Below are 26725 nucleotides of genomic sequence, written 5' to 3'. Positions count from 1 at the left end.
ATTCTAAACTTACTTAATTGGTTGTTTGATTAATCACATAAATTTCTGCGCCATTGGACTGCAATTCACTGCAGTTATAACGCCAAAAAGCTTGGGCTAAATCTTCCTTTAAACGTAACGGAAACACCCATTTACCCATGCCATAAATACATTCGACAAATTGCGATTGATGTTGATTACTGCGAGCTTCTTGCAATTTGCCAGCAGCAAACAAAGGTGAGATCGCTTGATAACCTAAATGCAATGGTACTAGCCAACCGCGACCTTGTTTGACCGATGTAGTTTGCCAATGATCTTTCCCTTGTGGATGATGATGTAACATCGCCGTTTCGATTAAGGCATCGAGCGCTGTTGCATTAGGATCTTGCTGTTGTAGTTCCGCGGTTATATTGTGCAGATCTTGTTGAGCTTCAACTAAGACAAAAGCCGGTAATAATGCATTAATTAAATTATCTTTGGATTCTGAAGCGGAATACAACTCTACCGATTCAATTGATATTACATAACCACCAGCAATACGTTGTTGAAACAATTTTTGCTGCATTTGCTTGATAAATGCTTGTTTTTGTTCGTCATCATCCAAGGTTTCACGATCTTCAACCTTAACTTCGACGAGTAATGACACATCAAGATGTACGCGCCCTTCTTCAATAATGGAACGAGTATCACCATTTTTAGCCAGTGGATTGCGAGTTAAGCGGAAGGTATAATCAGCAAAATCATTCGGCCTATAAACTTGCACATCACAATCATGGCAAGCAATTAACACGCCATCAAGGTAAATAGGGTTATCAGATTCAATCTTACGATTTAAGGCATGAATCGCCCCCAAAAAGCCAGAAATAGCCGGAAAGCCATAGGTTAAGGGGCTGGATATTGCATTAGCATTATGAATTTTAATATGATCAAATAATAAATAATAACGTAACGTTGCCATTAAAAGATGCCCTCCTGCTTACGTTGACTCGCTTTTACCGCTTTTCCAAATTCCAGGCGCCATTCTCTAAACTCAGGATCGGCGAATTGCTGTTGAATTGTTGGGAATTTTTCCTCTAACGCTGTTTGGATCCAAAAAGCAAATTGCTTTTCAAGTTCATTTTGCCAATTGCCTAATTCATACTGTTGTTTAAAATCGCTTTCATCCTCCAACTCTGCTCGTTTAGGATCCAACCATAATTTTTGGTTAAAATTGAGGGATGATTCACGGCTCCACCCTGCCGGCATTGTGTGTTGAATATGTCTGGCAAACTTAAGTAGCAAGGATAAAATCACCGCAAACGCATCTTTTCGATTATCCCTTTCTTCGACAACATTATCCGGCGCGGCTACCATCTCAAACAGTAACCGAAAACCAAAGCGGCATAAATATTGCAATGCATGATTAAATATAGTTTCTTGTTGTTTGCCAATTGATGGAAATGGTGATTTTTCGAATTTAGGCGGCATTGAAGGGAGTAAAAAATTACGCCCCATTTGACTACCAATAAGCTGACTTGCATTTTGGGCATTACTACCACCCAATTTAACTACAGCTAAATGATGGAAACTAAAATAAGGTTGATGTTCAACATCCTTAATACGGCGTTGTTCCCGTGCTTTTTTATTTTCTTCCGAGAATCTTGTTTGCACCTTTTGATAGACAAGGTGGCATAAGCTACTCGGGTGTAGAGGAATTAATAACCGATAATTATCATCTTGCTGAGATAGATACGTCTCCTCTGCATTAGGCCAAAAAAATTGTTTATTTAACTCTGAAGTTTGCACTTCATCCCAATTATCATTAAGTAACTTATGAAAGTTACTCAAATAAAGAGCCGACTTGTTTTTATCATCAGAGAATGCAAGTTGGATCGCGGGGTGATTATTAATAATAAGCTGTAAAATAGTTATATCATCTTTAACAACTTGATTTAATAACCCAAATATATCCAACGATGCAGCATTACCTGTTGCATCATAAGGTAAAGTTTTTATAGTTGCTGATGATACTAAACTATTCGATGAGTTTGATTTTGCCTGAGTATTGTAATTAGCATTACAACCTCTTGATTTTGGGTGAATCCCTTTAGAAATATGGGTTGCGATTATTAACGAAGAAATCCTGCGCATTACCGCGCCTTCCATCCAGATTTCAAAATCATATCGTTTGGCTAATTCTGAAAGCTGTTGTTGTGACTCATTTACTGCAACAATGTCACCAACTTGTTTGGCTTTATCTAGTTTTGCCAGTTCCGATTTATAGTTATCATTATCAGCAAGACGTTGCTGAAGAAAATCAACAATGACCTTTCTTATATCTTGCCAAGAAATACTATCCATTGGCCCTCCTTATATTTTGTATTAATTTAGAATATATAAATTGTTATTATTTACCCATATTTTGTAAAGATGTTTCCTGAGACATATACGTTTGCGTATAAAAATCTACCATTATTACTGTTTATTTTCATAAAATCCAAAATCAGGGTGGAAACTCCAGCGTCTTTTGTTATCCAGGCTTACACGACAAAACTCATTTGCCAATCGATATTGGTTTTTATTAGGAAAGTGTTCAGCTATTTTATCTATGGCTTGCGCTAAGGTATTAGTTAACCACGGTTGAATTTGTCGGTTTGTAAATGACCAATTATTATCGTAATTAATTAGGTTATTTTGCGTGTCACTACAACAGTCATCAGGTGTTTGCCATGCTACATCGGCATAGCTAAATTGGTGATCACCGTCGTCATTCAACTGACAAATGTATTCGTCTTGTTTATATTGCTGCATCCTAAATGGTGAAATCAGTTGCAAATGTACACAATGATGGTGTGCCAAATCGGGTTGCCAATAACTCGTGACATAGTTACTTTTACGGGCATTAATCGCAAATAGATGCGCCATGACTTTATGTTCTAATTTCGCCAAGGTTAAAATTGCTGGCGGTGAAGAGACAATACGCGCAATCGCATTAATATTGTCCAATTGCTCTGCTGTGATTAACTGACTACTTTGGTGTGTTGATAATAAAAACGCTGGCTTTTGTTCAAAACCTGGTTTGGTAAAACACGCTTTACCTACACCATAATTTGAGCCTTGTTTTATTGACTCGATATTACTGCCTAAAATCGCTATATTATCGTGTTGGGCAATTTTATTCGGACGATGGCGCCAAACGCGCCCAACTAACTGAATAATTGAACGCATAGATGACGGTTCAACAATCGCCCAATCGTAATCATGATCGCGCCCGACTTCGGTTACGGGCGTGCCAATCACGATGAAAATATGATTGTTATTCTTACTACCTTTTATTGCTGTGCGGATTTCGGGTTGGTTAAATAGTTGGTCGGGATCACTACGGTTTAGTATTCTATCGAGCTTTTCTTCTAATTGGCTGCGTAATAACAGCAATTGCCGAGCATGATAAACCACAATATGAAATTCGGTATCCGCAGGTAAATCCTGTTGCTCATAAATCTGTTTAGTTACTGAAATCACATCTTCGGTATGAGCAAACCGCATTAAACCTATACTGATTTTGTGGTGAGATTTTGGATCACTTTGCCCATGTTGTTGATGAAGTTGGTAAGCCTCATCTAATAGCTGTTTAGCCAATGTAGTGTAATTTAGCTTGTCATTTTCTGGTTTAGCTGTGTGGTAATCTAATAAGTTAAGGATATAGCCTTTGCGGCGAACTAAACCTTGTTTGAGTTGTTGTACTCTGGCTTCAACAAATTGCTGATGTTGATTTTTAAAGTTGTCAGTATCAGCGATGAGTTCAATGGATTGTTGGTATTCATCAAACCAACCACAAACGACGTTATTAGCGGTTTTTTGATTATGTTGATTCCAAATCTTGCGCCCTGCTTGATAAGCATCAAACAATCCGGTAATTAAATCAGGGGTTAACGTTGCCGAGGAGAGTAACACTTTACTGCCAAAAAGCCCGGCTAAATGGACTAAGCGAGCCAATGCCGGTAAGTCTTGTTGGTCAAAGTCGTCGGGTTCATCTAAAATGAGATCGGCGGTAAGCAGTCTTAAGGTTGGCGCAATATATTTGCCACCGCGTACACATTCACTAGCCTGAATAATATGATCCACTGTACAAGTCACAATTGGCGCATACAGTAATTGACGCGCTTTGCTATTTTCAATAATGGTGCCCAATTCTTGATCTGCTATACCACTGGCAGCAACATCCACAAATTCATCTACTAATGGCTCTATTGATTCACTGCCATGGTCTATTTGATCTTTATCTGGTTGTTCTGATTCATTATTTAACTCAAATAAGGTTTGCGTTGCTTGCCCACCGACTAAAATCGCTAGATGTTCATCATTCAGATGCAATCTCTCGCGCAGTGCTTTACCTGTTTGTAAGGTTAATACGCGTAAACCTAACGCAATGGTAAAGCGCACTCCTCGCTTAGGATTAGCTAACGCATACATAATGCGACCATTGGCTAGGGTTTTACCACAACCGGTTGAGGCCATATTGACGCCAAAAAAGCCATTATCATCACTTAATTGTTGATAACTTTTAGCTAAATCAAAGGCATGGTTTTGCCATTGGAAGCGTTTGACTGTCGTTCTTTGAGTAAACGGTTTATGTTGATTGATAGCCGGTAATTCAGTAGTTATTTTTGGTAATAACCGCGCAAAACGCGCATTAAAATTGGCAACACCAAGCAGATGATCATCTAAACGCTGTTTTGCCTGTTTTAGGTAATTGGTATTAGCAATCAATATTTGGTGATCTTTATCGGCCTCGGTATTAGATAATGACAAGCTTGAGTAATTGTGATCAGCCACCATCAGGCTTAAACGTGACATATGTAATAAAAAGGTATCAATAGTAGTTAACTGCATTAACGGGATATGATTTAACGCTTTGGTGGCATAACGATGTAACTTTTTGAGCCAAATTTGACTAAGGGTAACACTACTTTTAAGCTGCCAAAAGTCATCAGGCGAGGAATGCTGACTATGACTATTTTTAACCCATCCCTCAACAGCTTTTAATGTCTTATAAAAACTACGGATGGTTAAACCGGAAATATCGAAATCATCAGCTTGCTTACTTTGATAATCTTTTGGCTTAATCGGCATTAAAAATGGCATGCGATGATGTGACACTATTAGCCATGCTATCCATTGTGCCAAAGGCGCTAATTGACTGAGATCCCCTTTTTCCGTTTGGGTAAGATTTTGGTACCATGTTGGTTGCTGTTGTTGAAATTCAGAAAAATTTGCTAATCGTTCCAATACAGCTTGGTTAGTGGGGCAATCTTGAATCATCAATAAAAACAGTTGCAAGGAAATCCATTCATGACGATAAGGATCAGCGGCTACTCTTTCGCTAGCACGTAATTTATATTGAAAACCAACAGTAGCTTTACCTAAATCATGCAACAAAGCCGCAATCGTGCTTATCAATTGGATGGAAGTCGCAGATTGCCAACCATATTCACTATCATTACGCAAAATATTGCGTTTACTGCGATTAGTGGGGACGCGCCCTTGTTGATTGAATTGGCTACGATCACCAACAATCCAAAGTAAGTCGGTTAAATTTTTGCCATGCGTCCAATAGCAAGCAACCGCGGTATTTTTACGCGCGGTTTTGCGTAATAGTTTATAGAGTGTTTGTAATCCGGCTTCGGTCATTGGGCTTTGCCAAGTCCGTTCCCCACACCGTTCCGCAAACTGATCGATGATGCGCCTGGTTTCACTTAAAGCATTCTTGGTACATTGGCTAACAAGTAGAATATTCATGTTGCCTCTGCTATCAATTTTAAGGTGTCAATAATCAGATCCAGCGCACCTAATTGGGTAAACTGTGAGATACAGGCTTGGCGGAACTCTTTTTCACTGTCACCTTGTTTAGCGGATAAAAAGGCTTGTGGTAACACCATACCATCCTTAATAATATCCGCTGCATCAAACACTAATCCGCCACGGCGAGTTTTACCGTGTAAAATAGCCAGTCCATGAGGTAAACCTAAAACCCAACAAGCGGTAGCCCCCAGTCCATAAGCTAAATAATTACCATGATCTAAAAATTGATTGGCGGGATCGTGACTTTTACCATGTGTACCTTGCTCGCGTTTAAATTTATCATCTTGTAGCGTTAATTGATTAGCCATTGCATACAGGCGTTTACTAATCCGCCCTTCTGCTGCTAAAAGGGCTTGGCTATTATCGGCATTATTAAATTGCTCGGTGGCGTCATTAACAATATTATTTAACTGACTATCATCGACATGCCAATCAAACTGCGGCCAACATTGCTGGATAATCTGTAGTCGTTGTTGTTGGAGTGTTTTAGCTGCTTGTAATCTTCGTTGGTCATCAAACCAAAATTGACACCAGCTTTGTAAGTATTCAGTCGCGCGATATTCACTTTGGGGAGAAAAAAATTGGCAGGCAAATTCAGATTCCGTTGACGAAAACAGCGGCGTACCTCCGCCACCACAAAATCCAATCATCACCCCGGCTCTTGACAATTCACGCACAGCAGCTTGTGTTAATGAAGTGCCGGTACCCAATAAAATGCAAGTAGTATTGGCAATAGGGATGTTCCAATATAAAGATTGTTGCCCTTGCTCGGTAACATATTCAACCCTTCCTCCATTGACCAAAACCCGGCAATGTTCCAAATAATAAATATTGGCACGCTTGGAATGCATAATGGTTTTGAGATCAGATGAATGAATCATATCCATGATAATAATAAATTAATTCAATTTACATATGATTTCTAAATTAACATTGTTGTGGGTAAAAAACGAGTGTTTTGTGGTTTTATTGTTATTGTATAGTTATGGCATGTTATTTTACATTGATTTTTCATAGAATAAATCAACGTTCATCAATAATCGTGACCCAACTTGGTACTTTTGGCGTTCGGCAATAGTAATAGGCAGAAGGTTCCTTCTTTTTTACTTTTTCAAAGTCGGGACTTTGTGGATCGTTATATAAAATTGGATCGTTATTGCGATTTAATTTTATAAAAGCATCTGTTTCTTTATCACTATTGTGTGCCCACGATTTGGGATAACCTAAGGTTGCATAAATGCGATTGCTCATAAAGGTTAATCGTCCACCAACTGAAAAAAAGATAAATAATACGATAAAGATGTAAATGCTAGTTATTATTTCAACTAGATTCATTAACTCAATAAAACTAGTATATCCCAAACAAATTTGACAACATAAAAGTATAACTAACATAAGTGCGGCAAAAATACCCACTCCAAATGCACAATATTTTAATAAAGTTAATGTTGTTGAACCAGCACCGACAGGAAAAAATAAAGCATGATATTTAGGAATACGAACAGCATAGACATAATATTGATTTTTTTTAGTTGGTTTGACAATCATTTCTACATAATCACCATCTTTAAAAGTGATTTGTTTTAGCTTACCTTCTGCTTTTACATTACCAATATAACAGCTAAAATATGTACCTTTTAATAGTTTTATTTGTAGTAGCCTAAAGTTAAATACGCTAAAAAATATTTCTAAGAAAAACTTACATATAGTTAAGATGAATAGAAGAAATCCACCAAGTGTCTCAATAATAAAACCTATAATTAATTCCGGAAAAGAATACTGAGATGGATCCGAATAATTACCCCTATCTTGATTTTTGCTTTGATCATCTGTGTTTTCTTCTTCAACTTTTTGTATTGCTAAATAACTTACTTTACCTTTTAATAAACAGTACTTGGCCATGATGTTTTAGCTCCATCTAATAATTGTTGCTTTATGTTAAAATCCACCATAATTAAACATGGTCATGGCAATTGGCATTAATATTGTTAGTAAAAATCCTTGGACAATAGCTGCGGGTACGATAGTTATTCCGGCACCTTTTTGTAACATTGGTAAGGTGAAATCCATGGAAGTAGCACCACATAATCCCAATGCAGTAAGCTTGTAACGTTTGATTAAACTTGGGATTAGGATTATTGCGAATAATTCGCGTAATATATCATTTAAAAATGTGGCACTACCAATAATTGGACCATGGGCTTCGGTCATTAATATTCCTGACAGTGAATACCAGCCAAATCCCGATGACATTCCCAACCCAACTCGTAGGGGTTGTTGTAATATTAATGCGGCAATAATGCCACCAAGAAAAGTACTTAAAGTGACGATGATAGTGGTGGCGATACCTACTTTGTTAAGTAAAATTTGCTTAAGTGAAATGTTATTGCTACGGAGTTGTATGCCAATTAGTAATAATAACAATACTAAGACAACTTGGATAATATTATCAGTATATTGCCAAATAAATAATGGTATTAGCCCCACTATAAACCCAATGATTAAGGCAATACAAACGCGCAATGATTCGAGGATCATTTTAAAGCGTGACTCAAAGGTTTGCTTGGTATGGGTAGTTTTCCAAGGCAACAACAGATCAAACAACATTAAAAATATAAAATTGCCACCAAATGAGCATATAAACAAGATGACTGTATAAAATAGTATTGTTTGTAAGTTAGTGCTGAGATTATCTAAATGGGCCAGCTCCGACCCCATAATAAAGAGAATAAAATAGACCATCCAACTAAGGATTTGGTTAATTTTTACTAGCCATTTTTTATCTTTGAGTTTAATTAAATAACCTAAAGATAATGGTACCAGCGCAATTAAAATACCATAGTACATACTTTATTCCCTTTATTGATTCTCATATCATATTTATTTTTATAAGAATTTTAAACTAAATTGCTGTTTGTGGTGTTTTTTAAAATTAAGCATTGGCGGTTCACAAACTGTCAATCTATGCGTTTTAGTATTTTTATTTTAATGTTGCTAATTGTGTTTCAATATTACTTGCTAATTGATCGAGTAATGCATAACGGTTGCGATATTCTGAACGTTTTTTACTGGCAATTTCTTCTATTGATTTACGATGTATGGCATTGGGTAATATGAATAAGCCATTGGCATCTTGTTTACCATCAACAGTTAACCAAAAATCATCATAGTCAGAAAGGATCCGTTCTTGGCGACTATTGTAGCGCCAGTTGTTATAAACATGGGTTTTGTTACCTACAGCCACAATCTGCGATAATTTAAAATGTTGTGCAATAGTTAATGCGGCTTCTAATGCTACTCGTTTAGGGAAAAGCCCATAGCAATCTTTAGTGGCTTTTTGCACTCGCGTTCGAGCATCTTGATGCCCGGTACCTTGTAACCCACCAATAAATAATGTCGGTTGTTGTTGGTAATGTGTAATAGTAAAAGTTAATGTGGTTAAATCAATACCGTCGTTATCATAGAAATAGAGACTGATTTCCCCTTCTCGGGCAAACTTATTGCGTGCTTGTATGGCAATTTGAATGTTGGCTTCATTTTTACCTGTTACGTTTGCCAGAACAAAAGGAACATCCTGATTGTAAAATGCTTGGGACATGCTTTCTGGTTGCTGAGATAAAAAATCATAATGATAAGCTAAAGCTTGAAAACGTTGTTGTTGGCTTAAGCAAGATGATAAATAAGGCCTTTGCAATTTACACGGCAAGTTGGTTTGGCACGATAGATAGTACCCAAGTAGTGGATATTGTCTTAATTTATCAAGCAATTTAAGGGTGATAGGACTCCAAAATAGAGTTCGAAAAAAGAATTTATAACGATAACCAGGTTTGATCCATAGTTCGTTTAACGGGAGTTTACCTGTACAAAGCCAGTTAAATAATTGCCATTTACTTTTTGGCTGGGGCATGTTGGTAATATTATTCATAAGCAGATAAAATTAACTCGAATTTGATTATAAAAATTTATAGGGTGACTTATTTAATAAACATTGGTTGCCTATTAAAGTGTGCATCACAAAAATTGGCATTAAGAGTACAACACAATATAAGTCAGTGCAACCTTCCTTATATAAGGCTATATTAAATATAGTGAAAATAAAAAACGGTGAAGTTATTCACCGTTTTTTATTAATCGAATAATTATTTTATTAGTAAATAATTATTGACCTTTAACTTCTTTTAAACCGTTAAATGGTGCTTTTGAACCTAAAGCTTCTTCAATACGGATTAATTGGTTGTATTTAGCAATACGGTCTGAACGGCTCATAGAACCAGTTTTGATTTGACCAGCAGCTAAACCAACAGCTAAATCAGCAATGGTTGAGTCTTCAGTTTCACCCGAACGGTGAGAAATAACAGCAGTATAACCTGCATCTTTCGCCATTTTAACCGCAGCGATAGATTCAGTTAAGGTACCGATTTGGTTCACTTTAACTAAGATTGAGTTAGCAATACCTTTTTCAATACCTTGTTTGAAGATTTTGGTATTAGTAACAAATAGATCATCACCCACTAATTGGATTTTGTGACCTAGTGCTTTAGTTTGGTATGCCCAACCTTCCCAATCACTTTCATCTAAACCATCTTCGATAGATACAATTGGATATTGTTCAGTTAAACCTTCTAAATAATGAGTAAATTCTTGAGCAGTGAATTCTTTATTTCCTTCACCTTTTAGCACATATTTACCAGTTTCTTTGTTATAGAATTCAGAAGCGGCACAGTCCATGGCTAAAGTGATGTCTTTACCTAATACATAGCCTGCTTTTTCTACTGCTTCTTTAATGCATTCAAGTGCTTCAGCATTTGAACCTAAGTTAGGCGCAAAACCACCTTCGTCACCAACTGCAGTGTTCATGCCTTTAGCATGTAAAACTTTAGCTAAGTTGTGGAATACTTCAGAACCGATACGGATTGCTTCACGTACAGTTTTAGCACCAACTGGTTGAATCATAAATTCTTGTAAGTCGATGTTGTTGTCAGCATGTTCACCACCATTGATTATGTTCATCATTGGTAATGGCATAGAGTATTGACCTGGAGTACCATTAAGATCAGCAATGTGTTGATAAAGTGGCACGCCTTTAGCGGCCGCAGCAGCTTTAGCATTAGCTAAAGATACTGCAAGAATTGAGTTTGCACCTAAGTTAGATTTAAAATCAGTGCCGTCTAAATCAAGCATAATTTGGTCAATTGCAGCTTGATCTAAAGCATCTTTACCAATAACTGCTTTAGCAATTGGTCCATTAACGTTTTCAACGGCTTTTAATACGCCTTTACCTAAAAAGCGAGATTTGTCACCATCGCGAAGTTCTAATGCTTCACGTGAACCTGTTGACGCACCTGATGGTACGATTGCTAAACCAACAAAGCCACCTTCCAAATGTACTTCAGCTTCAACAGTTGGGTTACCACGAGAGTCGATTACTTCACGACCATGTACTTTAACGATTTTTGCCATGTTATTTTCCTCTATATGACAGATAATATAAAAATAAACTATTTTTGCTGCTGTTGTTGGTAATCCTTGGCAGCTTTAATAAAACTACTAAATAATGGGTGGCCATCGCGTGGTGTTGATGTGAATTCCGGATGGAATTGACAAGCAACAAACCAAGGATGATCTGGATTTTCTATAATTTCAACCAGTTTCCTGTCGGTGGAAAGCCCGGTTACTTTTAATCCGGCTTTAACAATTTTTGGTAATAAATTATTGTTAACTTCATAACGATGACGGTGACGCTCAGTGATTGACTCTTTTTTATACATGTCAATCACTTTAGAATTTGGTTCTAAATGGCAAATTTGCGAACCTAAGCGCATGGTGCCACCAAGATCACTGTTTTCATTACGTTGCACGACCTGACCAGACTCATCACTCCATTCAGTAATTAAAGCAATTACAGGATTGGCGCAATCTTTAACAAATTCGGTTGAGTTAGCATCTTTAATGCCAGCTACGTTGCGAGCAAATTCAATCATAGCTACTTGTAAGCCAAGACAAATGCCTAAATATGGGATTTTATTTTCACGGGCATAACGTGCGGCCATGATTTTACCTTCAACACCTCGATAACCAAAACCACCAGGAATTAAAATAGCATCTAAGCCTTGCAGTAATTCAGTACCGCGTGATTCAAGATCTTCTGAATCAATGTATTTAATATGCACGGTTAAGCGATTTTTTAAACCGCCATGTTTTAGGGCTTCATTCACTGATTTATAAGCATCCGGTAAGGCAATATATTTACCAACCATCCCAATTGTTACTTCACCAACTGGGTTAGCTTCTTCATAAATAACTTGTTCCCATTCGGATAAATCAGCTTCATTACATTCAAGATGGAAGCGATTGCAAACAAAGGTGTCCAGATTTTGTGATTTTAATAGTGCCGGAATTTTATAAATTGAATCGACATCTTTTAAAGAAATTACTGCACGTTCTGGTACATTACAGAATAAAGCAATTTTGGCTCTTTCATTAGCTGGAATGTTACGGTCGGAACGGCAAATTAACACATCCGGTTGAATACCAATTGATAGTAATTCCTTAACCGAATGTTGTGTAGGTTTTGTTTTAACTTCACCTGATGAGGCTAAATATGGCACTAAGGTTAAATGCATGAACAAGGTGTGTTCTCGCCCCACATCCACGGCTAACTGACGAATAGCTTCTAAAAATGGTAATGACTCAATATCACCCACAGTACCACCAACTTCAATAATGGCGACATCAAAACCTTTAGCGCCATCGATTACTCGAGATTTGATGGCATTAGTGATATGGGGGATAACTTGTACCGTTGCCCCTAAGTAGTCCCCACGACGTTCTTTACGTAAAACATCAGAATAAATGCGCCCGGTAGTGAAGTTGTTTTTTCGAGACATTTTAGTCCGAATAAAACGTTCATAATGACCTAAATCAAGATCGGTTTCTGCACCATCTTCGGTTACAAAAACTTCGCCATGTTGAATCGGACTCATAGTACCCGGATCGACATTAATATAGGGATCGAGTTTTAGCATGGTGACTTTTAAATTGCGGGCTTCCAAAATTGCAGCTAGTGATGCTGCGGCAATGCCTTTACCTAAAGAAGAAACGACACCGCCTGTAACAAAGATATAATTCGTGACCATTAATACCAGACCATTTATTAATTTATTAGAATAATATTGCGTCGTTCTTTAATCATAAAATCAACACAATATTCGAAGAATCAGACGGGACAGTAGTATAACATAAACCCGCTTAGCGCTCAATTGAATAATTAATTTTAACCAATGTTTTAGTTACGTAGACAAGTTGCCTTATAACCTGTTTTTAATTTGTTTTTAATTTGTTTTTAATTTGTTTTTAATTTGTTTTTAACTTCCAACTAAATGGTTTTATTTAATTCATCATTTGGCTGCTAAGATGATAATATAAGATGTATATTTTAGTTTTAGTTATACATGCCATACCGCAGTTAAATTCTAATAAATATTTTCCTTTAATTATTTATTTCCTTACTAAATTAACTAAAAAGGCGCCATTAGCACCTTTTTTCAATTAATCCATTGTTTACTATTTTTTACTATAACTATTTAACCGTTTTTTCGCTACGCGATAAACCAATAATCCCTGAGCGGACAATTTCGATAATGTCACAAGTTTCACGGATTGAGGATAAAAATGAATCGAGTTTTTCACTAGTCCCTACTAACTGCACCATATATTGAGTAGCAGTAACATCCACAATTGATCCTCTAAAAATATCTGCACAGCGTTTTACTTCGTCACGGGCTTCTGAACCTTTCGCAGCCACTTTAACTAACATTATTTCGCGCTCTACATGTGGACCTTCGGTCAAATCATGAACTCGATACACATTCACTAATTTATGTAATTGTTTTTGAATTTGTTCCAATACATGTTCATCACCTGTTGTTTGAATGGTCATGCGGTGCATGGTTGGATCTTCAGTTTGGGCAGTGGTTATTGTTTCAATATTAAAACCACGTTGTGAAAATAAGCCAATAATTCGAGATAAAGCACCTGGTTCATTTTCAGTTAAAATTGATAATATATAACGCATTAGGTTCTCTCCGTTTTACTAAGCCACATTTCACTCATTGAGCCACCACGAATTTGCATTGGATAAACATGTTCCGTTGCATCGGTCATCACATCCACAAACACCAGACGATCTTTAATCGATAATGCTTGTTTGAGTTTAGTTTCTAGTTCTTCACGTTTGGTAATAACCATACCAACGTGCCCGTACGCTTCAGCAATCTTGGCAAAATCCGGTAATGATTCCATATAAGATGAAGAATGCCGTCCGGCATAAATCATGTCTTGCCATTGTTTAACCATGCCTAAAAAACGGTTGTTGAGATTTAAAATTAATACCGGTAAACCATATTGTAATGCCGTTGACAATTCTTGAATATTCATCTGAATACTGCCATCACCGGTAACACAAACTACCCGTTGCTTAGGAAAAGCAAGTTTAACACCTAAGGCAGCCGGAAAACCAAACCCCATAGTACCTAAGCCACCGGAAGTAATAAAGTGACGCGGTTTATCGAACGGGTAATAAAGTGCGGTAAACATTTGGTGTTGACCGACATCGGTTGTCACATATGCATCACCTTTGGTTAATTTATATAATACTTCTATGGCTTCTTGAGGTTTTATGCGTTCGCCGCTGTGACTATAAGCCAGACAATGGCGTGCACGCCAATGCTCAATTTGCTTCCACCAATCAACTAAGGCATCTAAATCGCGTTCGGTATTTAATTCATTAAGTTGCGCTAACATAGTTTCAACCACAACTTTTGCATCACCTACAACCGGGATTGTCGCGGAAACTGTTTTAGAAATAGAAGTTGGATCGATATCAACATGAATGATCTTCGCTTTTGGACAATATTTTTCAACATTGTTAGTGGTTCTATCGTCAAAACGAGCACCTATGGCCAAAATCACATCGGCGTTATGCATTGACATATTGGCTTCATATACTCCATGCATCCCAATCATTCCTAAATAGTGTTTGTTAGTACCAGGAAAGGCACTAATTCCCATTAAGGTTGAGGCCACCGGTAAATTTAGTTTTTCTGCTAATTGCTTAATTGCCTCGCTTGCATCCGCAATTATAACCCCACCACCAACATAAAGTACTGGTTTTTTAGCTGCCAGTAAGGTCGTTAAGGCTTTTTTAATTTGGCCTTTATGCCCTTGGATTGTTGGATTATAAGACCGCAGTGAAACTGATTTAGGATAGTGATAATTATATTTATTTGCGGGATTAACAATGTCTTTAGGTAAATCAATAACCACTGGTCCAGGCCTGCCAGTTGTAGCAATATAAAATGCTTTTTTGATAATTTCTGGAATATCTTTACTATCTTTAATCAAAAAACTATGTTTAACAATTGGACGAGAGATCCCAACCATATCACATTCTTGGAAAGCATCATTGCCAATTAAATTACTAGCAACTTGTCCGGAAAGGACAACCAGAGGCACAGAATCCATATAAGCAGTGGCAATTCCGGTTATGGTATTGGTGGCACCGGGCCCGGAAGTTACTAAAACTACACCAACGTCGCCGGTAGCTCTGGCATAACCATCAGCCATATGCACTGCCGCTTGTTCATGGCGAACCAATATATGCTCAATACCACCAAGGGTATGAATAGCATCATAAATATCAAGAACACTACCGCCCGGATAACCAAATATCTGTTTTACTCCTTGGTCAATCAAAGATTGAATAACCATTTCCGCACCTGACAGTTTCGCCATGGTTGTTTCCTCCAATGTTATTGATATGTAATTTATAAATTTATTTTGTATTAACTTATAGTTAAAATTCAATTAAGTCAATAAAGTAACTAATAAACTAATCTTCCGGTTGCAAAATAATTTTAAAAATAAAACACAAATACTAATGTAAATAAAATTTCATTAAAAAATAAATAGTTATATTGTTAAATATTATTTATTGAATTTATTGTTATTTTAAAAAATTTTATATAAACTCAGTAGGATTTAATTCAATTACCTAATAAATTAGGATAATAATAATCTGAAATAGGAGTTATGATGAGCAGACTCACTTCTAAACCGATCTCACTTGCTGATTGGCTATTAGTTAAAGTATCAGGTAACGATAATCGCCAATATTTACAAGGGCAAGTTACCAATAACATGAACCATCTTTCGGAACAATCTGCATTATTTGCTGCTCATTGTGATGCAAAAGGAAAAATGTGGAGTAACTTACTGTTATTTCAACGCGGGCAAGATATTTACTATATTGTTCGTAAAAGCGTTGCTGAAAAACAAATTGCTGAACTCAAAAAATATGCTATTTTTTCTAAAGTTGCCATTGAATTAGTTACCGATCTCAATATTTTTGGCTTAGTTGGCGCTGCCATACCTAGCGAAATTACTACTCAATTAGTTGATAATAATTGCTTTACCGACAAGAATACTACTTATATCAAATTGCCATTACCGGAACCACGAATCATTGTGGTAACCCCGCTGCCATTAAGTGATGATTTATTGCCTTGTAGTGATTGGTTAAAGTTAGATTTAGAAGCTGGGTATGCCATTATTGATACTGAAAATATGGAAAGTTTGTTACCACAAGCATGTAACTTACAATATTTCGATGCGATTAGCTTTGATAAAGGTTGCTACTGCGGTCAAGAAATGGTGGCGCGGGCACAATTTCGTGGTGCTAATAAGCGTGGGTTGTATTTACTATCCGGTAACAGCGAAGTATTGCCAATAATTGGTGATAGCCTTGAGTACCAAATTGACGGCAACTGGCGTGAAAGTGGGCAAATTTTGGCTGCTTTAAAACTGAATGATAATAATGACATTTATGTGCAAGTGGTACTTAATAATGGTATTGATGAGCAAACTATTTTTAGAATTAAAGGTCAAACTACAAGCAAATTATCCTTTCATTAAATAATTCTTATCTAATTCAATGCTGTTGATTACCGACCAATATATTTTGGAAATTAATAATCAACAGCAACTTAAGCAATAATTTTGCTAACTGGATTTAATTTTTAAGATCTATTTTCCTAGTTCTTGGTTAACTATGGCTACATAATATTCCACGCCAGTTGTTAATACTTCATCATTAAAATTATAGGCCGGGTTATGTAAATTAGCACCTTCACCTGCCCCTAACCACACATATACTCCTGGTATTTTTTGTAACATAAAGGCAAAATCTTCTGCCCCCATAGATGGCAATGGGTCAATGATTAATCTGTCTTTACCGACGACATTTTGCGCAGCTTTAATAGCAATATCTGCCTGTTCAGCATAATTTACTGTTGCCGGATAGCGGCGTTGGTAATCAACTTCGGCCTTGGCTTCATAAGTGGCGGCAATTCCCGTCGCAATCTGTTTAATTCTATTTTCAGCCATATCTTGAACTTGTGGATTTAAGGTTCTAACTGTACCACGGATAACCGCTTGTTGCGGTAATACATTCCATGTATCGCCACTGTGAATTTGGGTAACGCTGACCACTAATGAACTTAATGGATCTGCATTACGACTAACTATGCTTTGTAAACCATTCACTACTTGGGTAGCAGTTAAAATAGTGTCTTTACCTAAATGAGGTGCAGCGGCATGTGCACCAACGCCGGTTATTTTAATATCAAATACATCATACGACGCCATGATAGGACCATGGGTGATATAAAAATGATTAAGTTTCATATTTGGTTGGTTATGAAGACCATAAACAGCTTCGATTGGAAACCGATCAAATAAGCCATTGTCCACCATAACTCGCCCGCCACCTTCGTTTTCTTCAGCTGGCTGGAAAATAACGACTACAGTACCAGCAAAATCGCGGTGTTCAGCTAGATATTTGGCGGTGCCTAACAGCATAGCCGTGTGACCATCATGACCACAGGCGTGCATTTTACCTGTAATCGTAGATCGATAATCGATTTTATTTTCTTCACAAATATCTAATGCATCAATATCTGCACGCAAGGCAATCCAACGCCCTTCTTTATTACCTTTAATAATACCGACCACACCAGTTGGCGCAAACTCAGTATACAATTCTGTGATGCCAAATGATTGTAGTTTTTCAATAATAAATTTAGTTGTATTTTTCTCTTCGAAAGCTGTTTCTGGGTGCGCATGAATATGATGGCGCCAAGCTATCATTTCGTTTTTAAGTGCAGCAATAGTAGTTTTCATTATTAATTCCTTAGTTTATTACTTAACTATGAGTTGATAACCATATTGATAGTAACTATACCGCTATTTGCGGTTGGATAAAAATAACTATTTTCATAATTGTTAGTTATTTTGGTTATATACAAGGTTTTATAAAATAAATTGGCTTTGCTGCCAGTTATAATATGTTTATTAATAAAGATGTTGCCCAGCTAGAACTAGAAAACAAAATAATAAATTAAATATCCTGAAGTGAGTAAACAAGGCCCAAAGGGGATGATGGTTAATGATTGCCGCTTTAAAACATACTTTAAATATAAGTAATAAACTATACCGATTGATGATGCCAATACTAATAATAATAGTAATTTTTCATAGGGCAACCAAGCTCCGATTGCAGCTAATAGTTTTACATCTCCCTGCCCTAAACCATGCTTTTGAGTAAGCAAATAAAATATTAAAGCGGGAATTTTTAGTAACAGGTAGCCACACAAAATACCGGTTAATGCCGATTTAATGGTGATACCCGATAATTCAAAATAGGCACTTATCAGCCCTAACCACATTAATGGTTGGGTAAAAAAATCAGGTAGTAAATAATAATTAAAATCAATTAAGGCTAACAGCACAAAATAACTAGCAAAAATCATTAATATGATACTATGACCGTTAATACCTTGATCCATAAAAATTAGCGTAAACAATGTGCCCATTGTTAATTCTAAAATCAAATATTGATAAGCAATCCGAGCATGACAGTAATAACAACGCCGATTTAAAATCAACCATGAAATAATAGGGATTAATTGCCATGCAGCTAGCTTAGTTCGGCAAAAAGGACAACTGGAACGTTCAATCGTGATAGCCAACAAATACTGTTGTACCGTTTGTGAGGGTGAAAACCGATAATAAGCAACATTGATAAAACTACCAAGGCAAATTCCTAAACAAGCAATTATCATTATCATTAATGGATCACATCGCCAAGTTGTAAGATTGGTAGGTACATTGCTATTATTAATCCCCCAATAATTAAAGCTAATATCAGCATTAATAATGGTTCAAAAGCTTGTGACAGATTATCGGTTAACCCTTGGTTTTGTTCTTGATAATAATTAGCCAATCTAGATAACATTAAATCTAATGTTCCCGATTCTTCACCGGCTCTAATCAATTGACTACATAAGTTTGGGAACAATATTTGTTGATTCAAAGCATAACTAAAACTATGCCCTTGTTCAATTTTGCTGATCATTTGCTTAATATTGTAACGATAATGACTATTGTAGGCAGTATTTGCAGCAGCAGTTAAACCTGTTAATAGTGGAATGCCAGCTTGTTGGGTAATCGTCAGAGTTTGGAAAATTTGTGTCAAACAATTAGTTTGAATAATTTTACCAAACAGTGGCAGTTTTATTAACCAATAATCAATTTTAGTCCGGTAACGTAGTTTTAAATACCGCTGATAGGCTAGATAACTCAAACAAATAATTATCATTAAGATTAACCAATTTTTTTGTAAATAACCGGATAAATCAATCAAACATTGAGTGAAAACCGGTAGTTGGGCATCAAAATCTCGATAGATATCCGAAAATTTAGGTAATACAAATAATAACATCACCAACATAACAATAATTGATACCGATAATAAAAAAACTGGATAACGTAGAGCCTTTTTAATGCGTTTATGCAATTGAATTGATTTTTCTAGCTGGCTGGCTAATTGTTCGAAACTTTCATCAAGTTGACCTGTTAATTCCCCGGTAGCAATAATTTCACAATAAAGCATTGGGAAGATGGTTTGGTGTTGCAATAGTACTTGCGACAAAGGTTCACCTGTGCTAATTTGACGTTCAATTTCCGCCAGTAAGTATTGCCAGTGTGGTTGCGGATGCTCATCAACAACTAGATGTAAACTATCAACTATCGACAATCCGGCCTTTAACATAGTAGCTAATTGACGAGTAACGATTAATAATTCGGAACGATTAAAACTGTGGGTGCTAATGCGCTTACCTGATTTGATTCTGATCGCAACATTACCTTGTAATAATATTTGCTTTTTAGCATTCTGTGGCGAGGTTGCTATTATTTTATGTTGACTAAAATCGGCATCATACCAAAAATAAAGTCTCTTCATAGCAAATCACCCAATACCCTCTGTAACTCAGCAAACGAAGTAACACCTTGTTTGACTAAATCTTTGCCAGTAGTTTGTAGTGAAATCATATTGATTGGAGTAATTATTTGATGATTGGCTATTTGCTGCTGAATTGCTGGGGTGATGACTAATAATTCATACAAACCGACTCTACCTTGATAACCACCAATACAGTAATTACAACCCATAGCAATGAAATGAGGTACTAACTGTTGATCAAGCATTATAAGTTCGCTCGCGACAACTTTACAGTGTGGACAAAGTTTACGCACTAGCCGTTGGGCTATGACTAATTTTAAACTTGAAGCCAATAGGTAATTTTCAATACCCATCTGATTTAATCGCGTGATTGCTTCAATACTTGAATTAGTATGTAAAGTTGATAAAACCAAATGCCCAGTTTGTGCTGCTTGAATAGCGATTTCAGCAGTTTCTTTGTCACGAATCTCCCCTATCATCATGACATCCGGATCTTGCCTTAAAAAGGCTCGTAATATTACCGCAAACGTTAATCCAGCCTTTAGGTTAACCGGAGTTTGGTTGATACCTTCTAATGGAATTTCAATTGGATCTTCCACACTACAAATATTGCGCTCAGTTTGATTCAATATTTTTAACCCACTATACAAAGTAATCGTTTTACCACTGCCAGTTGGTCCCGTTACCAAAATCAAACCCTGTGGGTTATTTAGAGTTTTATAAAAAATAGCTAAATGTTGCTCGGTTAATCCCAAATCTTCAATGGTAAGTTGGTTTTGATGATTATCCATAACCCTCAAAACAATTTTTTCACCATTGATCACCGGTAAGGTTGCGATACGCATCGCATAATTTTCAATGACTAATTGACCATCTTGCGGTAATCTTTGTTCGGCAATATTTAACTTTGCCATAATTTTTAATCGAGCGGCGATTTGTTTGGCTAACGTAAGTGGAGGTGCCAACATATCTTGTAAGACACCATCGATACGCATACGGATTCGGTAGCTGTGTTGATAAGGTTCAAAGTGAATGTCCGAAGCTCGTTTTACTAATGCATCTAACAATATCTTATCAATACTATCGACGAGTTGATCTTCTTGCATATATCAACCTTAGTTAAATAAATATTATTTGATTAAAATTTGAAAATATCTTCACAAGCACTAGTTAAACTTGCATCAACTGGGGATGTTACACAAGTACGGCTCCAATCTAAATTGCCATCTGTAGCGTTTACTGTTGGTGTTAAGGTTGTGGTTAACCCTACTAAAGCATTACGACCAACTAAAGTGATTACCCCACCAGCTACAGTGACTGAAGTTACATAGTTAGTTGATTTAGATGTCGGTATACCATTACTGCCATTATTACAATTGGTAAGCACACCTTGTTCAATCGCGCAAATTTCGATAGCGGTTTTATATGAAGTCATGGTTTGTAACATATCGGTCATCGCGGCTTTCTTGACATATCCTTGATAGGCAGGTAAACCAATCGCTGTCAAAATGGCAATCACAATAATCGCTATCATAAGTTCAAATAAGGTAAATCCAGATTGAGTAGTCATATATTTTCTCGATAAATTAGGTTAAATGAGGTAACACAAGTGACTTTATAGCAAAAGCAAAAGATGGAATAATGTTAGAATTAGAAAATTGGAAAGTGGGTTATAAAAGTTCTTAAGTAACTCGCTCAAGCTTGTGCATAATTGTGAAATATGTCGCAGAAATAAGCAGATTAAAAAATCGATTAATTATAATAAGTCGGAGTCAACATGGCGTTTAAAATTGTTAATGGTTGGTTACAAAATGTAAAACAGGTTATTTCACCTTTTTATAATGAACGCCCTCAAGGGCAAGCAATTTCGTTACTGGTGATCCACAATATTAGTTTACCACCTAATCAATATGGTGGCCCCTATGTGGAACAATTATTTACTGGTAAACTCGACCCGAAAGCCGATCCTTATTTTGCTACTATTTATCAACTACAAGTATCAAGCCATCTTTTTATTCGTCGTGATGGTGAAATAATTCAATTTGTAGCTTTTGATAAACGTGCTTGGCATGCAGGTAAATCTGAGTTTAATGGTCAAGAAAATTGTAATGATTTTTCCATTGGTATAGAGTTAGAAGGTTGTGATAGCGAAGATTTTACCGAATTACAATATCAACAATTAGCAACCATAACCTTGTTGTTGCAACAATATTATCCTATTACTGATATTACTGGCCATAGCGATATTGCTCCTGAACGCAAAACAGATCCTGGTCCTTGCTTTGATTGGCAGTACTATAATCAATTGCTTAATAAAAAAAAACAAACTGATTCAATTGCTTTGCAACTCAAACAAATTGAAGATGAAATGCAAAGAATCAGCTTATGGCAAATGACACCACCCCAAGCCGATGCCTTTTTAAGTAAAGAACCTTTTGCTATTGATACTATGGAAGCTAATGAATGGCTGCAATGGATTTTTATTCCCCGAATGTGGGCATTGATTGATGCTAATGCTAATTTACCTCAAGGGTTTGCTTTGCATCCTTACTTTGAAGAAGCTTTCAAAGAACAAAATTATGAAATTGCTCAATTATTACAGTTGATTGAACAATTGGATGATTTATCCGCGGTTAAAGATTAATTTCGTAAGCAGAATAAAAATCGATAAGTTTTCTTGTGAAAATTTTTAATTTTTTATATGTGTTTTAATATAAAATTATAGTGTGAAGGTTATTTATTGAGCAAATAGACCACTTAACATAAATTTGATAAAAATCAAAATAATTTGATATTTTTTATAAAAAATAAATAAAGCGAAATGATTATCAATTAGATAAGTTGTTATAAATTAAATATTATTATTTTTTAAATATTTAAATATTATTAAATATATTTATAATATGCCTAAGTTTTAAGCTTTGACTATAAAAAATAATTACTTAAGCTTTACTATTATAACAATTTTAGTAGGAAGGCCATTCTAATGGATTAGTTGGCTTTCTTGCTATTTCTTTTACATATTTTTTATGATTGCCATATTAAAACGCCATTTCTTATTATAAATACCCTATTTTTCATCTGATTTGCAAATCTATAAAATTGCTGCTGTTAATCTATCAACTAATAATCTTCACTTCCATAGCATAAATAAATTGATCCACAATAATAAAATTAGAAATAAAAATGTTAAACAGACCTCATTTTAACGTTGAAATTGTTGCTAGTTTCTTATAACAGGCATACATTAAAACGATAATAATAAAAATATATATTCCATCTAAAAAACTTGGAGGATATAAACAATGGAGCATAATATAAAGAAAGCTTTAACCGTTTGCCCGTACTGCGCGTCGGGCTGTAAGATCAATTTAGTAGTTGAAGATAATAAAGTCATTGCAGCTGAAGCAGCAAATGGCTTAACTAACCAAGGTGAACTTTGTTTAAAAGGTTATTATGGTTGGGATTTTTTAAATGATACCAAAATTTTAACACCTCGCCTTAAAACACCAATGATCCGCCGTCAAAAAGGTGGTGACTTTGAAGAAGTAAGCTGGGATGAAGCTATAGATTATGTAGCCACTCGCTTAGCAGACATTAAATCTAAATATGGACCAGATTCAATTATGTTGACCGGTTCATCACGTGGAACCGGTAATGAAACCAATTATGTAATGCAAAAATTTGCACGAGCAGTAATTGGTACCAACAATGTTGACTGTTGTGCTCGTGTTTGTCATGGTCCTTCAGTGGCAGCATTGCAAGTTACTTTAGGTAACGGCGCAATGAGTAATTCAATAGTAGAAATTGAAGATACTAAATGTATATTAGTCTTTGGTTATAATCCTGCCGATTCTCACCCAATTGTGGCTCGACGAATTGTCAAAGCTAAACAGAAAGGCGCTAAAATTATTGTTTGCGATCCTCGCTATATTGAAACAGCACGTATCGCCGATCTTTGGCTACCACTTAAAAATGGTAGTAATATGGCATTAGTGAACGCCTTTTTGAATGTACTTATCAATGAAAATCTATACAAGCCAGATTATGTTGCCCAACATACCGAAGGCTTTGATGAACTTAAAGCTATAGTCGATAGGTATACTCCTGAATCAGTTGAAGAAATTACAGGCTTAAGTGCCGCACAAATTCGTGAAGCAGCTTATATGTATGGACAGTCTCCGGCTGCAACCATTCTTTGGGGGATGGGCGTTACACAATGGGGCCAATGTACTGATGTAATTAAAGGCTTATCTAGTATGGCACTAATTACTGGTAATCTAGGCCGACCAAATGTTGGAGTTGGACCAGTGCGTGGTCAAAATAATGTTCAAGGTGCCTGTGATATGGGCTCTACACCAAATGTATTCCCAGGTTATCAGAGTGTTAATGATGCTAATGTACGTAAAAAATTTGCTGAAGCTTGGAACGTTGAATCCTTACCAGATAACCCAGGTTGTACCATTACTGAAGTTCCGCATCGTATTTTGGAAGGCAAAGTTAGGGGTTATTATATTTTAGGTGAAGATCCATTACAAACTGATCCTGACTTATCCGAATTACGCAAAGCGTTTAAACAAGTTGATTTTTTAATTGTGCAAGATATCTTTATGACTAAAACTGCCGCTGAAGCAGATGTTATACTCCCTGCTACTTCATGGGGAGAACATGAAGGTGTTTATTCTAGTGCTGACCGTGGTTTCCAACATTTTGAAAAAGCAGTCGAACCATCAGGTAATGTTAAAGTTGATTGGGAAATTATAAGTTTAATTGCCACTAAATTGGGATACCCAATGCATTACAATAACACTAAGGAAATTTGGGATGAATTACGTTCTTTATGTGATATGTATAAAGGTGTAACTTATGAAAAATTAGCTGGACTCGGCTATGTTCAATGGCCATGTCCAACTGAAGATCATCCTGGCTCACAATATCTATATGCAGGCAATAAATTTGACCGTCCTAATGGTAAAGGTTTACTTACCACTGCCGACTGGATCCCACCAAAAGATAAAGTAAATGAAGACTATCCTATGGTGCTTTGTACTGTACGGGAAGTGGGTCATTATTCTTGTCGTTCAATGACTGGTAATTGTCGTTTTCTACAGGCTCTAGCTGATGAACCTGGTTATGTACAAATTCATCCTGACGATGCTCACTATTTGGGAATTGAAGATCAAGAATTAGTTCATGTAGAATCACGTCGAGGTAAAATTATTACTCGTGCCAATATCAATCCTAGAGTTAACAAAGGTTCGGTTTATATGACCTACCAATGGTGGGTTGGAGCATGTAATGAATTAACTATAGACCATCTTGATCCAGTATCTAAAACTCCGGAATATAAATACTCAGCAGTTAAAGTCAGTCATATTGAAGATCAAAAATGGGCAGAACAACACGTACAAACTCTTTATAGCGAGTTAAAAAATCGCTTAAGAACATTGGCTCATGTTGCCTAAATGCCCCTCAAAAAATTACCGCGTTCAAAAAACGCGGTAATTTATCTATTCACAATAAGATTTCTATTTGGAATTTTTGCGATATTCATTAACTGCTTGTTGATGATTACTATAATTGGTCGAAAACGTATGTCCACCATTACCATTGGCGACAAAGAATAGATAATTAGTTTTAGCCGGATGAGCTGCCGCTTCTAATGAAGCCAAACTTGGCATAGCTATCGGTGTTGGTGGTAGTCCTTCAATAACATAGGTATTATAAGGGTTTTCAGTATCAGTTAAATCTGCACGCCGGATGGTGCCAGTATAATTATCACCTAACCCATAAATAATGGTTGGGTCAGTTTGTAATTTGATTTTAGCTTTTAAACGATTAACAAAAACTGAAGCCACGCTAGCTCTTTCTGAACTTATTCCAGTTTCTTTTTCAATAATCGAAGCAATAATTAACAATTCATATGGTGTTTGATAAGGGAGATCCTTGTCACGATTATCCCAAACTTTTTGCAAATTACTTTGCATGGTTCGGTGAGCACGTTTTAAGATATTTATATCGGTGGTATCAGCAGTATAAAGATAAGTATTTGGTGATAACCAACCTTCAATTGATCCTTCAATGCCTAATAACTTAGCAATTTCTGCATCAGATTTCCCTGCTAATGTTTGTTGAACATAAGGTGTATTTTTAAGTACATCTAACCAATCTTTGGCTCGTTTACCTTCAACAAATTGAATCGAAAAACTACTTTCTTTGCCTGATACCAACAATTGTAAAAAATCTTCAACTGTCATATGTGGTTGTAATTGATAAGTACCCGCTTTAATCGAACTTAATGATGGATCTAACTTATATAAATAAGGAAGCAAATAAGCCTTTTCCATTAAATTATTTTGCTTAATCTGCACCACTAATTGATGCAATGAAGTTCCTTTTTTCAAGATAAACATTTGATTATCATCAGACACATGCATTGGTTGTTTAGAAAATTGATGTAGAAAATAATAACTAATAGCAATAGAACCACCGATCACTATAGCGAGCGGTAATAAAACATATAAAAATAATTTTTTAATCATAACT

20 protein-coding genes and 1 pseudogene are annotated in these 26725 nt (G+C 36.1%); 4 read left to right on the top strand and 17 right to left on the bottom strand.

The genetic code is table 11. The features are described from left to right. Positions 1–13: 13 nt before the first annotated feature. From csy2 to A9G13_RS06675, 11 genes are all read right to left on the bottom strand, one after another. A complete protein-coding gene (gene csy2 / locus A9G13_RS06725) occupies positions 14–937 on the bottom strand; it encodes a type I-F CRISPR-associated protein Csy2 (RefSeq protein ID WP_065556819.1) in 924 nt (307 codons plus the stop codon). Next, a complete protein-coding gene (gene csy1, locus A9G13_RS06720; RefSeq protein ID WP_065556818.1) occupies positions 937–2319 on the bottom strand; it encodes a type I-F CRISPR-associated protein Csy1 in 1383 nt (460 codons plus the stop codon). Before csy1 ends, csy2 begins: the two co-directional genes overlap by 1 nt. A gap of 114 nt (positions 2320–2433) precedes the next feature. After that, complete coding sequence (cas3f, locus tag A9G13_RS06715; RefSeq protein ID WP_065556817.1) at positions 2434–5757, bottom strand: type I-F CRISPR-associated helicase Cas3f; 3324 nt, start codon at positions 5755–5757, stop codon at positions 2434–2436. Continuing rightward, entirely contained in the window at positions 5754–6707 is a 954-nt protein-coding gene (gene cas1f, locus A9G13_RS06710) for a type I-F CRISPR-associated endonuclease Cas1f (protein WP_065556816.1), read from the bottom strand. The genes cas3f and cas1f overlap by 4 nt, the downstream gene beginning before the upstream one ends. A 136-nt stretch (positions 6708–6843) precedes the next feature. Continuing rightward, entirely contained in the window at positions 6844–7722 is an 879-nt protein-coding gene (locus tag A9G13_RS06705) for a hypothetical protein (RefSeq protein ID WP_065556815.1), read from the bottom strand. 36 nt (positions 7723–7758) lie between these two features. Further along, a complete protein-coding gene (locus A9G13_RS06700; protein ID WP_065556814.1) occupies positions 7759–8667 on the bottom strand; it encodes a lysine exporter LysO family protein in 909 nt (302 codons plus the stop codon). A 133-nt stretch (positions 8668–8800) separates the two neighbouring features. Then, complete coding sequence (locus A9G13_RS06695; protein WP_065556813.1) at positions 8801–9745, bottom strand: VirK/YbjX family protein; 945 nt, start codon at positions 9743–9745, stop codon at positions 8801–8803. Between the two features lie 233 nt (positions 9746–9978). Further along, on the bottom strand, positions 9979–11280 hold the full coding sequence (gene eno / locus A9G13_RS06690; protein WP_065556812.1) for a phosphopyruvate hydratase: 1302 nt from the start codon (positions 11278–11280) through the stop codon (positions 9979–9981). A 38-nt stretch (positions 11281–11318) separates the two neighbouring features. Then, on the bottom strand, positions 11319–12956 hold the full coding sequence (pyrG, locus tag A9G13_RS06685; protein WP_065556811.1) for a glutamine hydrolyzing CTP synthase: 1638 nt from the start codon (positions 12954–12956) through the stop codon (positions 11319–11321). A gap of 443 nt (positions 12957–13399) precedes the next feature. Beyond that, a complete protein-coding gene (gene ilvN, locus A9G13_RS06680; RefSeq protein WP_065556810.1) occupies positions 13400–13894 on the bottom strand; it encodes an acetolactate synthase small subunit in 495 nt (164 codons plus the stop codon). After that, positions 13894–15612, bottom strand: a complete 1719-nt coding sequence (locus A9G13_RS06675) for an acetolactate synthase 3 large subunit (RefSeq protein ID WP_065556809.1) — start codon at positions 15610–15612, stop codon at positions 13894–13896. The genes ilvN and A9G13_RS06675 overlap by 1 nt, the downstream gene beginning before the upstream one ends. 300 nt (positions 15613–15912) lie before the next feature. On the opposite strand from A9G13_RS06675, the gene ygfZ reads away from it, so the two are divergent. Beyond that, on the top strand, positions 15913–16791 hold the full coding sequence (gene ygfZ, locus A9G13_RS06670; RefSeq protein ID WP_176701956.1) for a tRNA-modifying protein YgfZ: 879 nt from the start codon (positions 15913–15915) through the stop codon (positions 16789–16791). Positions 16792–16902: 111 nt separating this feature from the next. On the opposite strand, the gene A9G13_RS06665 is transcribed toward ygfZ, so the two are convergent. The 5 genes from A9G13_RS06665 to ppdD form a co-directional block, all read right to left on the bottom strand. Next, positions 16903–18057, bottom strand: coding sequence for a M20 aminoacylase family protein (locus A9G13_RS06665; RefSeq protein ID WP_065556807.1), 1155 nt, complete (start codon positions 18055–18057; stop codon positions 16903–16905). A 197-nt stretch (positions 18058–18254) separates the two neighbouring features. Then, positions 18255–19004: a prepilin peptidase gene (locus A9G13_RS06660; RefSeq protein ID WP_065556806.1), complete on the bottom strand. Its 750-nt coding sequence runs from the start codon at positions 19002–19004 to the stop codon at positions 18255–18257. Beyond that, a complete protein-coding gene (gene hofC / locus A9G13_RS06655) occupies positions 19004–20179 on the bottom strand; it encodes a protein transport protein HofC (RefSeq protein WP_065556805.1) in 1176 nt (391 codons plus the stop codon). The genes A9G13_RS06660 and hofC overlap by 1 nt, the downstream gene beginning before the upstream one ends. Then, complete coding sequence (locus tag A9G13_RS06650) at positions 20176–21285, bottom strand: ATPase, T2SS/T4P/T4SS family (RefSeq protein ID WP_065556804.1); 1110 nt, start codon at positions 21283–21285, stop codon at positions 20176–20178. The genes hofC and A9G13_RS06650 overlap by 4 nt, the downstream gene beginning before the upstream one ends. A gap of 32 nt (positions 21286–21317) precedes the next feature. Then, a complete protein-coding gene (gene ppdD / locus A9G13_RS06645; RefSeq protein WP_065556803.1) occupies positions 21318–21749 on the bottom strand; it encodes a prepilin peptidase-dependent pilin in 432 nt (143 codons plus the stop codon). A gap of 207 nt (positions 21750–21956) precedes the next feature. Between ppdD and ampD the strand changes: the two are divergent. From ampD to fdhF, 3 genes and pseudogenes are all read left to right on the top strand, one after another. Then, a pseudogene (gene ampD, locus A9G13_RS11335) lies at positions 21957–22502 on the top strand (1,6-anhydro-N-acetylmuramyl-L-alanine amidase AmpD); the annotation flags it as partial. Further along, entirely contained in the window at positions 22485–22823 is a 339-nt protein-coding gene (locus tag A9G13_RS11330; protein WP_442902800.1) for a YqcC family protein, read from the top strand. The pseudogene ampD and the gene A9G13_RS11330, both read left to right, overlap by 18 nt. 673 nt (positions 22824–23496) lie before the next feature. Then, a complete protein-coding gene (gene fdhF / locus A9G13_RS06635) occupies positions 23497–25644 on the top strand; it encodes a formate dehydrogenase subunit alpha (protein WP_065557113.1) in 2148 nt (715 codons plus the stop codon). 63 nt (positions 25645–25707) lie between these two features. Here the strand turns inward: fdhF and mltG are convergent, their stop codons facing one another. Next, positions 25708–26721, bottom strand: coding sequence for an endolytic transglycosylase MltG (gene mltG, locus A9G13_RS06630; protein WP_065556801.1), 1014 nt, complete (start codon positions 26719–26721; stop codon positions 25708–25710). Between the last annotated feature and the right edge of the window lie 4 nt (positions 26722–26725).

This window comes from Gilliamella sp. wkB178, from assembly GCF_001690705.1.
Taxonomy (GTDB): Bacteria; Pseudomonadota; Gammaproteobacteria; order Enterobacterales; family Orbaceae; genus Gilliamella; species Gilliamella apicola_K.
This window is presented reverse-complemented; position numbering and strand designations above follow the sequence as displayed.